The organism is Ferruginibacter paludis (assembly GCF_030409685.1).
GTDB classification, from domain to species: domain Bacteria; phylum Bacteroidota; class Bacteroidia; order Chitinophagales; family Chitinophagaceae; genus Ferruginibacter; species Ferruginibacter paludis.
On record NZ_JAUFQJ010000014.1, the window covers coordinates 236,777 to 251,704 of the forward strand.

The following is a 14,928-nucleotide window of genomic DNA, read 5'->3' on the forward strand; positions in this document are numbered from 1 at the left end:
ACGGGAACAACCATGAAACAATTCGCAAAACTTGTAAACATACTCGGTACCAGCACCAAAACAAATGATAAGCTGCAGGCTTTGCAGGATTATTTTGAAGTGGCTTCAGACCAGGATAAGGTATGGGTAATTGCCATCTTTAGCGGCAGGCGTCCCAAGCGCATTATCAACTCCACCATTCTTGCGGGCTGGTGCCTGGAAATTGCCGCCATTGAACCCTGGTTGTTTGATGAATGTTACCATACCGTTGGTGATCTGGGTGAAACCATTGCACTCTTATTACCCGAACAGGAAACACAGAATGAAACCGGCAATGAACATACTTTGTCTTATTACTTACAAACATTTATCCGCATTGAAAAAGAAGCCGAGCAGGTAAAAAAAGATTTTATTACCAGCAGCTGGCAACAAATGGACCGCAATGAAAAATTTGTTTTTAACAAGCTCATCACCGGCGGCTTCAGAATTGGTGTGTCACAGACAATGATGGTAAATGCGCTCGCAAAAACGGTGAAAGTTTCGTCTTCCATCATAGCGCACCGCATATCTGGTAACTGGGATCCTGCCACCACCTCGTTCGATGATTTGCTCAGTGAAACCGTTGCTGCAACGGACTTTTCAAAGCCCTACCCTTTTTATCTTGCTTATGCCGTTGATGAAGATTTAGATAAGCTGGGCGAAGAAGATCAATGGCAGGCAGAGTGGAAATGGGATGGCATCCGCGGGCAGATCATCAAGCGCAACAAAGATTTTTTTGTATGGAGCCGGGGCGAAGAATTGATGACAGAAAAGTTTCCGGAGTACAATCATTTTAAAGACCAGCTGCCGGATGGCACAGTGATAGATGGTGAAATTATCAGTCTTGCTGCACCGGCAGACGAAAGTGTTTTTAAGCCCTTGCCTTTTGCCGCCCTTCAAACCAGGATTGGCAGAAAGACAATTACCAAAAAACAATTAACCGAAGCACCCGTTGGTTTTATAGCCTACGATTTACTGGAGTTTGAAGGTGAAGATATCCGCTATAAATCCATGGAAGAACGCAGGCAATTGCTGGAGCGGGTGATCGCCAAAACCAATTATCCGGCACTGCATATTTCTCCTGTTATTTCATTTAACACCTGGGCAGAATTGGGCGTTACCCGGACAAAATCCAGGGATATGGGCAGCGAAGGCATCATGATCAAAAGAAAAAGTTCACCCTACCAGTCGGGCCGCAAAAGAGGTGACTGGTGGAAATGGAAAATTGATCCGCTCACCATTGATGCCGTAATGATCTATGCGCAAAAAGGCCACGGCCGCAGAAGCAACCTGTACACCGATTATACATTCGCCGTAAAAGACGGCGACAAACTGGTGCCGTTTACAAAAGCCTACAGCGGATTGACTGATAAGGAATTTGCACAGGTAGATTCATTTGTAAAAAGAAATTCCATTGAAAAGTTTGGCCCGGTACGTACCGTAAAACCAGAGCTGGTTTTCGAAATTGCCTTTGAAGGCATTGCAGCCAGCAACCGTCACAAAAGCGGTGTAGCATTGCGTTTCCCCCGCATGAGCCGTTGGCGAACCGATAAAAAAGCAGACGAAATTAATACGCTGGAAGACCTGAAAGAAATGCTGAAAATATACAATCAGCAGGGCGTTGTGGAAGCGACTGACCTTTAAAATTTTTATATGCACGCACCAATAATTGCATAAATTAGATAAGGAAAACACTATGAAAAAGTTAAGCATTTTATTGGCGATGGTTATCACCGGTTTTGCATTTGCAAGCCTTACCAATCGCCTGAATGAAAACCCGGAATTTATTGCACCAAGCAAACAAAGAACAGGCGATGTTGCAAAAGGCTATCAATATTTAATTACCGGCGATTATCTGAAAAGTGGCATTCCTTTTAATTTATTTATGCTGGGCACCGGCAAAGACACTACCAATTTTTTACAAAGGGATGGCTACAATAAGAATCTGAACTACAGTTTTACCGCAGTTAAGGCGCCCAATGGTGTGCTGGTAGCAGCACCCAATTGCCTGCAATGTCATGGGCAGGTGTTCGATGGCAGACTGATTGTTGGCCTCGGTAACTCGCTGAGTGATTTTACCCAGAACCGGCAAGGCACAGCGTTGTTTGCCGAAAAGTTTTTGCAGAACCTGAAAGGCGAAGAAGCCAAAAAATACGATGCCGCTAAAAATTTTATTCAGGCCATCAAAGCAGTCTCCCCGGAATTGATTACTACTACAAAAGGGGTTAACCTGGCCGATGCATTGGCAGCATTGCTTGTGTCGCACAGGGATCCGCAAACCCTGCGATGGAGCGATAAAAACTCTTTTACATTACCTACAGAAATGATACCCACCGATGTACCCGCCTGGTGGTTGCTGAAAAAAAAGAACGCCATGTTTTACAATGGTTTTGGTCGGGGTGATTTTGGAAGATTTTTAATGGGCAGTAATTTATTAACCGTTTCGGATACAGCCGAAGCCGCTGAGGTAGACAGCCATTTCAATGATGTGCTGGCCTTTATCAATTCCATCGAAGCACCTAAATATCCAAAGCCCATTGATGCCGCGATGGCTGCGCAGGGCAAAGCTGTTTTTTCGGCCACCTGTAAAAAATGCCATGGCAGTTATGGCGATAGTGCAAGCTATCCCAACCTGTTAATTCCCGAGTCGATCATTAAAACGGATTCTGCTTTGTATACCGCTAATTACAGCAACCCGCAAATGGTCAACTGGTTTAACAACAGCTGGTTCAGCAGCGGCGATCATCCTGCAAAGCTGGTGCCTTACCGTGGCTATATTGCCCCTCCGCTGGATGGCGTCTGGATCACCGCACCTTACCTGCACAATGGTTCTGTGCCCGATCTGGAAACATTGTTAAACAGTAAAAAACGACCTAAATACTGGCAGAGGGATTTTGCGAAAATAGATTACAACTATGAAATACCCGGTTATAAATACCAGGTAAAAGATGCCCCCGGCAACAGCGAAGTCTACAACACAACGCAAAAAGGATACAGCAACCAGGGCCACTATTTTGGCGATAAATTATCCGACACAGAACGTCGCTCGGTGATTGAATATTTAAAAACTTTGTAAAATAATTTTGTCACCAGCCACTACCCCTGGTTGAACTTCAGTGGCGATGCTCCGTTGAACATTTGTATTTCAATTAAGCTTTTACCAAAGCGAAGCAGATGCAAAATTTGCCAGCATTGATCCGGCAGTCAGGTTCAAATTAGTACACACTTCAACAACCCCGACGGCGGCTATAAGCCCCGTCGGCGGTTAAAGCATAAGCAACCAATTTTGTAATAGCAAGGGTATAATAAAATGTAAAAATCCTGTTGTAACTTACAATAAATAAATGATCATGAATACCATCCTCCATCCGCCAAAGACTATTTATGATGTTTGGGAAAGTTTGCCGGAAGGAACACTTTGCCAGTTAATCAATAATAATCTAATCATGAGCCCATCACCACTGGATGTTCACCAGGCAGTATTGAACGACATCAATATTGCACTCGCTGTGTATGTTAAGAAAAACAAATTGGGGAAGGTCAGGATTGCGCCTTACGACGTGCATTTTTCCAAAAGCAATATTTTTCAGCCAGACTTAATTTTTATTTCCAACGATAACCTGCATTTAATTGAAGCCAATGGTTTAAAAGGCGCACCGGATATTGCCATTGAAGTATTGTCACCTGGAAACAAACATATTGATTTAGGCGAAAAAAAAGATGTGTACGAACAATACGGAGTGAAGGAATATTTCATTGTGCATCCCGATACGAAACTGGTACAAAGCTTTATTTTAAAGAATAAAAAATTTGAAGAAAAACAAACAGCAACAGGATCGATTGTATCAGATTTGTTACAAACAACCATTACATTTTAGGTTTACAAATAGTATTCTATTCGCTTAAATTTTCTCTAAAATAAATCCAGTGAATAACATGTTTAAAGCTGGCGATTTTATCAGAGCATCGTTTTTATATAATTGATTCAACCAGTAAGCTGAAGTTCAGCAAAGTTTTAAAAGTACAAGGTGTGACGCCATCCGATAGCTATCGGATGCAGTTCCACAAAGCTTCTTAGCCGGGACAATAATTTTCACCACTCCAACCACACAAATAACAAAAAGGAGACTATTTTTTGAAACTACTATCCACCAAAGGTTATAATATTATCAGCGACTGGCTGGCTGCAAAAGGCCATCATCCGTTTCTTTTCCAGGAGCAAACCTGGCAGGAAATTATTGAGGGTAAAAGCGGGCTGGTGAATGCGCCGACGGGTTGCGGTAAAACTTTTTCTGTGTTTTTAGGCGCAGTGATTGACTTCATCAATCATCATCCGGATAACTATCAAACGAAAATAAAAAACGGGCTTCAACTGATTTGGATAACGCCCCTGCGTGCGCTGGCAAAAGACATTGGCCGTGCCATGGAAGAAGTTATTATGGAGCTCGGCATGGGCTGGAAAGTAGGCATCCGCAATGGCGACACTACCATGAGCGATCGGCAAAAACAAAAAAGGCAGATGCCCGAAGTGCTCATTATAACACCCGAAAGTCTGCATTTGTTACTTGCACAAAAAGGTTACGCAGAAGTTTTTGCCACCTTAAAAATATTGGCCATAGATGAGTGGCACGAATTGCTCGGCAGCAAACGTGGTGTGCAGGTAGAGCTGGCAGTATCAAGGATATTAGCCTGTCACCGGCAAAAACAGTCCAAAAAAATTGAAGTGCCGGAAGCGGTTCTTGAAAATACAAATGAAGGCGCAGTAATGGTAAAAGCAAAGAAGCTCAACAAACCAACAACTGAAGACAGAAAACTTTCCATCTGGGGCATCTCTGCAACCATCGGTAATCTGGAACAGGCAAAAGAAGTGCTTCTGGCTTCTTTAAAATCCAAAGAGGGAGCTGCAGGAAAAATTATCAAAGCCGTAGTCAACAAAAAGATAGAGATAGAATCCATCATTCCGGATGAAATAGAAAAATATCCCTGGGCTGGTCACCTTGGGTTGAAGCTGGTAGACAAAGTGGTACCGATTATCAAAAACAATAAAACAACCCTCATCTTCATCAACACCCGCGGCATGACGGAACGTTGGTACCAGGCTTTGCTGAATGTAGCACCCGAATTAGCAGGCGCCATCGCATTGCACCACGGCAGTATTGAACAGGATCTGCGTTTATGGGTAGAAGATAATTTACATACCGGCAGATTAAAAGCAGTGGTATGCACCGCCAGCCTTGATTTGGGCGTTGATTTTCGTCCCGTGGACACGGTGATACAGGTCGGCTCGCCAAAAGGGGTGGCCCGATTTTTACAAAGAGCAGGTCGCAGTGGTCACCAGCCGGATGCCACCAGTAAAATTTATTTTTTGCCCACGCACTCGCTGGAGCTGGTAGAAGCCGCTGCCTTAAAACAAGCCATCAGCGAAACCTTTATTGAAAGCCGGGAACCCATGCTGTTGTGCTTCGATGTGCTGGCCCAGTACCTGTGCACGCTGGCAGTGTCAGACGGTTTTGCACCTGCTGAAATTTTTGAAGAAATAAAAAAGACGCATTGCTATAATCAAATTACTGAAGATGAATGGCAGGAATTGTTGTTCTTTTTAACCGCAGGTGGTGCGGCCTTGCAGCAATATGATGAGTACAAAAAAATAGAAGTGGAAGAGGGCGTTTACCGTATCACCAACCGGCGCATGGCCATGCGGCACCGCATGCACATCGGTACCATTGTAAGTGACTCCATGCTAAAAGTAAAATTCATGAGCGGCGGTTATGTGGGTGTAATCGAAGAGTATTTTATTTCGAGGTTGCAACCGGGTGATGTGTTTACATTAGCCGGCAGAAACCTGGAATATGTGATGATAAAAGATATGACGGCGATTGTAAAAAAATCGACCTCCAAAAAATCAATTGTCCCCAGTTGGAATGGTGGTCGTATGCCACTAAGCGCCAACCTTGGACTGATGCTGCGCAGAACATTTGACAAAGCTTTTGAGATGAATGGCCGCACGCTTGTAAAAAAAGAAAGACAGGATAACCCGGAGTTATCGGTGCTGAAACCCCTATTCGATTTGCAGGAAAGTTTGTCGCATATTCCAAAAGAAAATGAACTGCTGGTAGAACACATAGAAACAAAAGACGGCTTTCATTTATTTGTATATCCTTTTGAAGGCCGGCTTGTACATGAAGCCATGGCGGCAATACTGGCCTATCGCATCAGCCGGATAACGCCCATCACTTTTAGCTTTGCTATGAATGACTATGGCTTTGAATTATTAAGCGATCAGCCGATACCGGTGGATGATACCAACGTGTATGAACTGTTTAGTCTTGATAATTTGTTTGCAGACATTCAGCGTTCTGTAAACAGTGTTGAAATGGCCAAAAGAAAATTCAGGGATGTTGCCGTTATCGGCGGCCTGATTTTCCAGGGAACGCCGGGCGAGTATGTAAAAACAAAACACCTGCAAAACAGTGCCAGTCTGCTGTTCAATGTGTTTACCGAATATGATCCGAAGAATATTTTATTAAGACAAGCCTACCAGGAAGTGCTGGATCAGCAGATGGAAGAAGTGCGTTTGCGCAATATGCTGGAACGCATACAAAAAGGCAATATTAAAATACAATTTCCGGCCAGGCTTACTCCTTTTTGTTTCCCTTTAAAAGTAGACAGCATGAGAGAAAATCTTTCATCTGAGCAACTCGAAGACAGGATAAAAAGAATGCAGGTCCAGCTGGAAAAAATATAACTTTAGCAGGTCATCTTCTGGCGATTATACCACAAGATATTTTCTTTGCCTTGCATATAGTATAATAAACAATATGGGAACACCAACGCCCAGGATTACGCTGGTTACACCCGTGAACTGTTTGGTTCCTAACAAAATAAAATTTCCAATCACTGGTAAAATTTCTCCGGCCGAATAAATCCAAAATCCGTCCTTTTTCAATTTGCGCATCCATAATGCACCAACAAAACAAAGCACCAATGAGACAATGCTTATCACCAAAATAGGAACGAGATTGTTCTGCATTAGCTCTATGGCAGCCCTGCCTTTTTGCATATCTTCCAACTGTTTGGCAGTCATTTCCTGACCGGAGCTAGCCGCCTTATCCATAATGCCAAGTAAAAATTTGTTGAGCATTGGCGCTAACAGTGTATAAAGTAAGAGGAGACCGCAGCCAATAAAAGTTAAAATGGTTAGTGTCTTTAAGCCTGAAGGAAGTTCCCGCTTTTCGCCGGCAAAATCCAAAACATCAGAAGTTGAGTTAGTTTCATTCATACTATAAATTTTTACCCAAAGTATACACTTATTCTTTCATTTCAAAACCATTCTTTTTTCAGAAACCTGTTATCGGGTTAACTTTGCAGCAATGTCATTTGTAATTCCACACCGTATATACAACAATACCTTTTTGCTGTCGGCTGACCGATGTATTTTTTGGGAAGAAGAAAAAATATTGATTTTATCTGATCTCCATTTAGGCAAGACCGGTCACTTCCGAAAAGCTGGTATTGCCATTCCGCAGGCAGTTTTTAAAGAGGATATGCAACGGCTCGTATCACAATTGCAATCTTTCAAACCGCGACAGGTTATCATCATCGGGGATATGTTTCACAGCGAAAGCAATAAGGAACATGAGTTCTTTTTAAAATGGAGGCAGGACTTTGCATCTTTACCCATTCACCTGGTAAAAGGCAATCATGATATTTTAAAAAAGGAATGGTATGCACTGGCAGACATTACCATACATACCTGCGAATTACTAATCGGCGATTTTGTTTTTGTACATGATGTGGTGGATTGTACCGTGCCGGATCACGGCTATATTTTCAGTGGCCATATACATCCTGCTGTAACTATCCGTGGCTTGGGTAAGCAATCGTTAAGTTTTCCCTGCTTTTATTTTGGCATGCGATACGCCGTGTTGCCCGCCTTCAGCAAATTTACCGGCACATTTACCATTGAACCAAAAGCGGGTGAAAACGTTTTTGCATTGGTGAAGCAAACCATCATCTCATTTTAATGCAGGATAAAATTTTAAAAATCGCATACGACCCAATTTATGCGCATCCTTTACCTGAAGGTCACCGTTTCCCGATGCTGAAATATGAATTGATACCAGCCCAGTTAATACATGAAGGAACAATCACATCAGCAAATATTTTTTCACCTTCTATTTGCCCGGATGAAGTTGTACTATGGACGCATGAGAAAGATTACCTGGATCGGTTGCATAACCAAAACTTATCACCTAAAGAGCAGCGTCATATTGGTTTTCCGCAATCACCTGCATTAACCACCAGGGAATTGATGATTGCGCAGGGAACGATTGAATGTTGTTATTACGCCATGCAAAATGGAGTGGCGTTAAATGTAGCCGGCGGCACCCACCATGCCTTTGCAGATCATGGCGAAGGATTTTGCATGCTGAATGATATCGCAATTGCAGCCAATTATTTGTTGCATAAAAAGCTGGCGAAACAAGTTTTAATTATTGACCTGGATGTGCACCAGGGCAATGGTACGGCAAAATTATTTGAAGCCGAAAACAGGGTATTTACTTTCAGCATGCATGGTGAACACAATTATCCTTTTCACAAAGAAAAAAGTAATTTGGACCTGCCTTTAAAAGATGGTATGGATGATGCAACCTATCTTACCTTATTAAAAGAAACCCTGCCTGCACTCATCGATAAAACAGAGCCAGACTTTGCTTTTTATTTATCCGGTGTTGATATTTTGAATACAGATCGCTATGGTAAATTACAGGTAACTCCGGATGGGTGTAAGCAACGGGATGAATTTATATTTACCAGCTTGCTGCAGCACAATATTCCATGTGCCGTTTCTATGGGCGGCGGTTATAGTGCGGATGTAAAAATAATTGTGGATGCCCATTGCAATACATTCAGAACTGCAAAAGATTTATATGCTCTGTAATTTTTTTTGCCGATGATTTGTTATGCAAAACCACAGAATACTTCGTGGCCTTAATTTCATTGTTGCAAAGCAATACAATTACAAGGCCTTCCTCCTTGCTACTTCTTTCTTTATCAACCCCAACTCACGGCCTGTTTGGCCGCCCACGGATGAGTTTTCTTCTGCTCTCCGCATCAGGTATGGTATAACATCTTTGATGGGGCCAAATGGTAAATATTTACTAACCGAACAGCCCGCTTTTGCCAGGTTAAAAGTAATGTTGTCACTCATGCCAAACAGTTGGGAAAAATGCACATGCGGATGATTAAGCGGAATATTTTTTTGTTGCAGCAGCTGTGTGGTCAACAAATTACTTAGCTCATTGTGCGACGCCACAATTACGGCAATGATATCGAGGTGTTCGATACAAAATTGTACGGCCGCGTCATAATCCCGGTCAGTACTTTGTTTATCTGGTTGGATGGGAGAAGGATAATTCATTTCCGCCGCCCGCAATCTTTCTTTTTCCATATAAGCTCCTCTTACAAGCTTTGCACCGAGGATAAAATTTCTTTCGGCAGCGGCTTCATAACTATCCTGTAAAAATTTGAGCCGGTCGTGGCGGTATAGTTGCAAGGTATTGTACACCACCACCCTGTTTTTATTAAAGGCGTCCATCATCAAAATGGTAAGGGCATCTACCGGATCCTGTATCCAGGTTTCTTCTGCATCTATCAATACGCCAATTTTTTTTTCCGCCGCCACTTCACAAAGCCGCATCAGTCTAACCCTAACCCGGTGCCACTCTTCCTTTTCGTTGGCGGGTAAATTTTCTATTACAGATAAATAACGTCGCATCAGTGTACCGGATGCTTCCGACATCAGCTGATCCATTTTTTCGAGTAATCCAAACCGGGCCAGCCCTGTTACCTTAACACTCATAAAAGGAATGTTAGCCTGCGTTGCAGCATATTCTATCACCCGTATAAATTCTTCAGTGGAATGATCAAATCCATGCTCTCCATCATCCCCACCTTCAACACCATAATCTAAAATTACTTGCACGTCATACTCGCCTAATTTTTTTGCAACGGCAGAAGTTTCTGCCAGCGTTTCGCCACCTACAAACTGTTTAAAAATAGTATTGCGGATTACCGGCGTTGTAAAAGGCAATTTCCATTTAATTGCGAGTGGAGTGAATTTCAGGCCAAGGTTTACGAGCCATGGCTTGCCCATAGCGCTGAAAAGAAAATGGGCATTTGTTAGTTCGCTGTTTTTTTTGTACGCAAAAGCATACTCAGTATTATCGAAAGAAATAAAGTGATTGCCGTTCATAAAAATGGAAAAAATTTACCAAATATACAGCATACTGTTTCACCGTTTACCTGACCTGGTTCAGTGCGCCGTATGTTTAACGGCATATTATTTTAATTGCAGAGTTTTTAAACAGTTATCGGTAATTATATAACCTGGTGATTAAAAGGCTGCAAAACCATTTCATTGATAACGCCACTCGCAGGCTGCTGGCATAAAAACCAGATGGCTTTTGCCGCTTCGTGTGCCTGTACCATTTTTTCCCTTTGAACTTTTAAATCAATGGTATCCCAAAATGGAGAGTCCACGCCGCCCAGGAATAAATTGGTGATGCGGATATCTGTTCTTTTTACTTCTTCCCTTACACTTTGCATCATGCCAACCAGGCCGTATTTACTGGCGCAATAAGCGGCAGCACCGGCCATGGGCACCTTGCCCAATATTCCTGGTATGTTGATGATGAGTCCCTTTTTTACTTCTTTCATAGCAGGCAAAAAAGCTTTTACCAACAGGAAGGATGCAACTAAATTGGTGTTGAGTGATTGCAGAAAATCATGTTCTGTTAATACATCCATTGGCTTTATAATACCGATGCCCGCTGCATTGATGAGGATATCGATGGAAATCATCTGTGAAAAATATTTTTCCCTTAAATCATTTACAGCACCAGCATTTGATATGTCCAGTGCCGCGATCCTTTCCGGTGAAATATTATTCGCTGCAGCAAGTTGTTGCAACTTTTCCTGACTACGTGCCGCAAGAAATAAATTGGCACCACTGCCTGCTAACAGCTTCACCAGTTTTGATCCAATGCCGCCGGTGGCCCCGGCCAGTAATATATTTTTCCCATTTAAAGTTTCCATCATAAAATGTTTGCTTCCTCAAACAATGTGGCAACCATTTTGTTTGAAAGCTACTGCAATATGCAATCAGTCACCATCATATTTCCGCACCAGCTTTTTAAACAGCATCCTGCTGTTAATGCCGGCCGCAAGGTTGTACTGGTTGAAGAAACCTTGTTTTTTAAACAGTATAATTTTCATCAGCAAAAGATAATATTGCACCGGGCGAGTATGAAATGTTATGCTGATTTTTTGCAGCAGCAGGAAATTAAAGTGGAATACATCGAAGCTGATTCCCCTTTATCAGACATAAGACAGTTACTGGCGCAGCTTCATCACCAGGCAATTACCAGCATCCATGTGGCCGATGTTACAGATGACTGGTTGTGCAAACGACTGGCATCAGCCTGTAAAAAATATGCCATCCAAATTGTAAATTATCCAACACCCTGTTTCATCAATACAATGGATGAGGTGAAAGATTATTTTGATAAAAGCAAAACCTATTTTCTAACAGCATTTTATATAGCTCAGCGTAAAAAACGCAATATTTTACTGGATGCCAACAGGCAACCCGAAGGCGGTCAATGGAGTTTTGATGCAGACAACCGCAAGCGATTTCCGAAAACAGAAAAGGCGCCCATTGTCAATCCGGCAAAGGAAGATGGCTATGTGCAGGAAGCAAAAAAATATGTATCCGTTCATTTTTTATCCAACTATGGTGATGGAAAAAATTTTATTTATCCCGTCAATTTTAAGGATGCTGAAAAATGGCTGGATGAATTTTTAGCACAGCGTTTTGAAAAATTTGGCGTGTATGAAGATGCGATTGTTGCGGATGAACATTACCTGCACCATGGCGTACTAACGCCCATGCTGAACATAGGTTTATTATTGCCACAGCAAATTATAAACAAGGTAATCAAGGCCGCAGCCCAATATAACATTCCACTGAATTCGCTGGAAGGATTCATACGCCAAATCCTTGGCTGGCGTGAGTTTGTACGCATTGTGTACGAGCGGAAAGGCAGCCACCAGCGTACCAACAACTACTGGGGATTTACCAGGAAAATTCCCGCCAGTTTTTGGTCAGGTGAAACGGGTATTGTACCCGTGGACAACGTAATAAAAAAGGTATTGCAGACAGGCTACAGCCACCATATTGAAAGGCTGATGGTGATGGGCAATTTTATGTTGCTCTGCGAATTTGATCCGGATGAAGTATACCGCTGGTTTATGGAAATGTATGTGGATGCCTATGATTGGGTGATGGTGCCAAACGTGTATGGGATGACACAGTTTGCTGATGGTGGGCTGATGACAACCAAGCCTTACATCAGTGGCAGCAATTATTTATTAAAGATGGGCGATTATAAAAAAGGTGAATGGACGGAAACCTGGGATGGATTGTTCTGGCGTTTTATGCAAGTGCACCGGGGCTTCTTTTTACAAAACCCCCGCCTTGGCCTGCTGATAAAAACCCTGGATAAAATGCCGGCAGAAAAAAGAAACAGGCATATTGAAACAGCGGAAAACTTTTTAAAAAAACTGGATGAATAACATACATGAATTAGCGCAAAATAATCACCGGCCCGGCATCAATGAAAAAGCACCGGCGACAATATTTACCGTTATTGAAACAGACCGCATTATTGAAATGGCATGGGAAGACCGCACCAGTTTTGAAGCCATTGAAGTACAATTTGGGTTAAAAGAGAAAGATGTGATTGAGCTGATGCGCAAAGAAATGAAGGCATCGAGTTTCAGAATGTGGCGCAAACGTCATCACGGAAGAAGCACTAAACATGCGGCTTTGCGGGGCAATTCAGTCAATCGCTTTAAATGCAAAAGCCAGCGGGCGATAACACTAAATAAGATCAGTAAAAGATAGCTGCTTTCGTTCGCTGTTTATTTTACTGGTCAGCAGCGTGCTATTTTTTACTTACATAACAAATTTACAAAGCCGCTGAATTCAGTGCATAGTTTTCAACCAGGAAGCTGAAGCCAAATAGCAGCAACCAGTTAAAGGGTGCGACGCCAATGAAGCCCAACCATGGTTCAATGCCCGGATCAAAAAACCTTTTAACAATGTATGCTGCAACATCCTATATCCGACATCAGCCATTCCAACTTATCTTTGCCAAAATTTTTACATGGACAAAAAAGCAAGCGAATCGCTGGTAGTGATGACGGAACTGGTATTACCTAATGATACCAATACTTTTGGCAACCTGATGGGTGGACGATTAATGTACTGGATGGACATCGCTTCTGCCCTGGCAGCAATGAAACACTGCGGGTCTCCGGTTGTAACCGCTTCGGTTGATAACATCTCTTTTGAAAACCCTATCCGGCTCGGCAATGTAGTGCATATTGAAGCCAAGGTAAGCAGAGCGTTTAAAACCAGTATGGAAGTGCATTTAAAAGTGTGGGGAGAAGATGCATTACATCAATATAAATACAAAAGTAACGAAGCCTATTTTACCTTCGTAGCCCTTGACCCCAACAGCAAACCCAAACCGGTAAACCAGCTGATTGCTGAAACGGCAGAAGAAATAGAATTGTATGCAGGCGCATTAAGACGCAGGCAATTAAGACTGGTACTGGGTGGCAAAATGAAAGCCTCGGAGGCAGAAGAATTAAAAGCGCTGTTTGCGTAAATAAATTATTCCGGCACATAATTGTAAGGCAGCATATTCGCTGCCTTTTCGTATATCCAGTAGCCCGCATACAGTACATCCATTGGGTTGTTAATGATGCCCGCATTGTTAAGACTGATGGCTGGGGACGTAACAGTTACGTAGGCCCGGAACCCAACCGGAAGCCCGCCCTGCAAAAAAGTATTTTTGCTTAAGTAACTTTTTGAAGAAGGATTTTTTCCATATTGTACCATCAACTTGCCGGGAATAACGACGTTATAATTACTGGTGTTACTGGTATCAGCTGATATGATTTGTGCTGCTGTTACTTCGTACGCCATATCCATCTCTTCCCTGCTGCTTTTTTTGCTGGTATCATTGGTCATCCGCACCGGCTTTATCAAATAAATATGATAATTTTCTTCCTTTAACCGGTTACTAATAAGCGCCCGGTAAAAATGAATGGTACTGCCATAGTAGCAATGCTGCCGGTTCTTTTTCCATTTGTTTTTAACCCCCATTTCGTCAAAGCGGGTATAGCCGTAATATGAGGTGCGACCGCTTTGTTCATCATAAAAAAACTCCACCAGCTCAAAACTTATTTTGTAGCCCATCATTCTGTTTGTTATCACCAAAGGTGTGTCGCTGTAAGCTTTAAAAGAATTTTTACTGCCGCCGTTGGTAAAATAAATGTCTTTTTTATTTTGAATACTGCTGCGACTTGCTTCTTCCGTAATACCTAAAAATTCCTTTTCAAAAATCGCCAGGTATTTTTTTCTTACGGCATCTGTTAATATCAATACATCTTTTAACTGTTCGGCTTTTTGTGCCAGTTTAAATACAATCGTATTGTGCTGAATTGTTGAAGCATCCGGTTTATACACCAGTCGTTCATATCCCACGCTGGAAATAATCAACTCAGCATTTTCCATTGCCGGCAACGGAATTGAAAAAACACCTTCTGCATTGCTGCTGGTGCCGATAGATGTGTTGTTGAAATATATACTGGCACCCTGCAAAGGCTGAGCGGTGGCCTCATTCACCACTTTACCGCGTATAACGGTTTGTGCAACGGCACTCAATGCACCTGCGAATAAGGCAATAAAAAAAAGCAGGTTGATTTTACAGTTTATACATCTCATATGGCTTCATGTAGCAGCAGGCTGCAATAATCAATAATTTAAAAATGGCCTGC

General features: G+C 42.4%; 13 protein-coding genes. 9 read left to right on the forward strand and 4 right to left on the reverse strand.

Annotation, left to right across the window (positions count from 1 at the left end):
- Nucleotides 1-12: 12 nt before the first annotated feature.
- The 4 genes from QWZ08_RS20520 to QWZ08_RS20535 all read left to right on the forward strand — a co-directional run bounded on the left by QWZ08_RS20520 (nucleotide 13) and on the right by QWZ08_RS20535 (nucleotide 6,763).
- A complete protein-coding gene (locus tag QWZ08_RS20520; RefSeq protein WP_290339421.1) occupies nucleotides 13-1,662 on the forward strand; it encodes an ATP-dependent DNA ligase in 1,650 nt (549 codons plus the stop codon).
- A 52-nt stretch (nucleotides 1,663-1,714) separates the two neighbouring features.
- On the forward strand, nucleotides 1,715-3,094 hold the full coding sequence (locus tag QWZ08_RS20525) for a c-type cytochrome (protein ID WP_290339422.1): 1,380 nt from the start codon (nucleotides 1,715-1,717) through the stop codon (nucleotides 3,092-3,094).
- A gap of 274 nt (nucleotides 3,095-3,368) precedes the next feature.
- A complete protein-coding gene (locus tag QWZ08_RS20530) occupies nucleotides 3,369-3,896 on the forward strand; it encodes a Uma2 family endonuclease (RefSeq protein WP_290339423.1) in 528 nt (175 codons plus the stop codon).
- Nucleotides 3,897-4,153: 257 nt separating this feature from the next.
- Nucleotides 4,154-6,763: a ligase-associated DNA damage response DEXH box helicase gene (locus tag QWZ08_RS20535; protein ID WP_290339425.1), complete on the forward strand. Its 2,610-nt coding sequence runs from the start codon at nucleotides 4,154-4,156 to the stop codon at nucleotides 6,761-6,763.
- 24 nt (nucleotides 6,764-6,787) lie between these two features.
- Here the strand turns inward: QWZ08_RS20535 and QWZ08_RS20540 are convergent, their stop codons facing one another.
- Nucleotides 6,788-7,297 carry a hypothetical protein gene (locus tag QWZ08_RS20540; protein WP_290339426.1) on the reverse strand — a complete coding sequence of 170 codons (510 nt, stop codon included), beginning with the start codon at nucleotides 7,295-7,297 and terminating at the stop codon, nucleotides 6,788-6,790.
- Between the two features lie 91 nt (nucleotides 7,298-7,388).
- Between QWZ08_RS20540 and pdeM the strand changes: the two genes are divergently transcribed.
- Together pdeM and QWZ08_RS20550 are read left to right on the forward strand one after the other, a co-directional pair.
- Nucleotides 7,389-8,042 carry a ligase-associated DNA damage response endonuclease PdeM gene (pdeM, locus tag QWZ08_RS20545; RefSeq protein ID WP_290339427.1) on the forward strand — a complete coding sequence of 218 codons (654 nt, stop codon included), beginning with the start codon at nucleotides 7,389-7,391 and terminating at the stop codon, nucleotides 8,040-8,042.
- Nucleotides 8,042-8,959, forward strand: coding sequence for a histone deacetylase family protein (locus QWZ08_RS20550; protein WP_290339428.1), 918 nt, complete (start codon nucleotides 8,042-8,044; stop codon nucleotides 8,957-8,959). The genes pdeM and QWZ08_RS20550 overlap by 1 nt, the downstream gene beginning before the upstream one ends.
- Before the next feature lie 78 nt (nucleotides 8,960-9,037).
- On the opposite strand, the gene QWZ08_RS20555 is transcribed toward QWZ08_RS20550, so the two are convergent.
- Together QWZ08_RS20555 and QWZ08_RS20560 are read right to left on the reverse strand one after the other, a co-directional pair.
- A complete protein-coding gene (locus QWZ08_RS20555) occupies nucleotides 9,038-10,273 on the reverse strand; it encodes a proline dehydrogenase family protein (RefSeq protein ID WP_290339429.1) in 1,236 nt (411 codons plus the stop codon).
- Nucleotides 10,274-10,398: 125 nt separating this feature from the next.
- Nucleotides 10,399-11,118, reverse strand: coding sequence for an SDR family oxidoreductase (locus QWZ08_RS20560; protein ID WP_290339430.1), 720 nt, complete (start codon nucleotides 11,116-11,118; stop codon nucleotides 10,399-10,401).
- A 3-nt stretch (nucleotides 11,119-11,121) separates the two neighbouring features.
- Here QWZ08_RS20560 and QWZ08_RS20565 point away from each other — a divergent pair, with 3 nt between their 5' ends.
- From QWZ08_RS20565 to QWZ08_RS20575, 3 genes are all read left to right on the forward strand, one after another.
- Nucleotides 11,122-12,654: a cryptochrome/photolyase family protein gene (locus tag QWZ08_RS20565; RefSeq protein WP_290339431.1), complete on the forward strand. Its 1,533-nt coding sequence runs from the start codon at nucleotides 11,122-11,124 to the stop codon at nucleotides 12,652-12,654.
- Entirely contained in the window at nucleotides 12,647-12,985 is a 339-nt protein-coding gene (locus QWZ08_RS20570; protein WP_290339432.1) for a TIGR03643 family protein, read from the forward strand. The genes QWZ08_RS20565 and QWZ08_RS20570 overlap by 8 nt, the downstream gene beginning before the upstream one ends.
- A gap of 262 nt (nucleotides 12,986-13,247) precedes the next feature.
- Nucleotides 13,248-13,754 (forward strand): acyl-CoA thioesterase, encoded by a 507-nt coding sequence (locus tag QWZ08_RS20575; RefSeq protein WP_290339433.1) that lies wholly within the window; start codon nucleotides 13,248-13,250, stop codon nucleotides 13,752-13,754.
- Between the two features lie 5 nt (nucleotides 13,755-13,759).
- Here QWZ08_RS20575 and QWZ08_RS20580 read toward each other — a convergent pair whose 3' ends face one another.
- Nucleotides 13,760-14,875, reverse strand: a complete 1,116-nt coding sequence (locus tag QWZ08_RS20580; RefSeq protein ID WP_290339434.1) for a carboxypeptidase-like regulatory domain-containing protein — start codon at nucleotides 14,873-14,875, stop codon at nucleotides 13,760-13,762.
- Nucleotides 14,876-14,928: the final 53 nt, after the last annotated feature.

What these genes read in the sequence shown, in the direction of transcription:
- QWZ08_RS20575 (WP_290339433.1), top strand. Translation starts at nt 13,248, where the DNA reads ATGGACAAAAAAGCAAGCGAATCGCTGGTAGTGATGACGGAACTGGTA.
- QWZ08_RS20525 (WP_290339422.1), top strand. Translation starts at nt 1,715, where the DNA reads ATGAAAAAGTTAAGCATTTTATTGGCGATGGTTATCACCGGTTTTGCA.
- QWZ08_RS20555 (WP_290339429.1), bottom strand. Translation starts at nt 10,273, where the DNA reads ATGAACGGCAATCACTTTATTTCTTTCGATAATACTGAGTATGCTTTT.
- QWZ08_RS20550 (WP_290339428.1), top strand. Translation starts at nt 8,042, where the DNA reads ATGCAGGATAAAATTTTAAAAATCGCATACGACCCAATTTATGCGCAT.
- QWZ08_RS20560 (WP_290339430.1), bottom strand. Translation starts at nt 11,118, where the DNA reads ATGATGGAAACTTTAAATGGGAAAAATATATTACTGGCCGGGGCCACC.
- QWZ08_RS20540 (WP_290339426.1), bottom strand. Translation starts at nt 7,297, where the DNA reads ATGAATGAAACTAACTCAACTTCTGATGTTTTGGATTTTGCCGGCGAA.
- QWZ08_RS20570 (WP_290339432.1), top strand. Translation starts at nt 12,647, where the DNA reads ATGAATAACATACATGAATTAGCGCAAAATAATCACCGGCCCGGCATC.
- pdeM (WP_290339427.1), top strand. Translation starts at nt 7,389, where the DNA reads ATGTCATTTGTAATTCCACACCGTATATACAACAATACCTTTTTGCTG.
- QWZ08_RS20565 (WP_290339431.1), top strand. Translation starts at nt 11,122, where the DNA reads ATGTTTGCTTCCTCAAACAATGTGGCAACCATTTTGTTTGAAAGCTAC.
- QWZ08_RS20530 (WP_290339423.1), top strand. Translation starts at nt 3,369, where the DNA reads ATGAATACCATCCTCCATCCGCCAAAGACTATTTATGATGTTTGGGAA.
- QWZ08_RS20520 (WP_290339421.1), top strand. Translation starts at nt 13, where the DNA reads ATGAAACAATTCGCAAAACTTGTAAACATACTCGGTACCAGCACCAAA.
- QWZ08_RS20580 (WP_290339434.1), bottom strand. Translation starts at nt 14,875, where the DNA reads ATGAGATGTATAAACTGTAAAATCAACCTGCTTTTTTTTATTGCCTTA.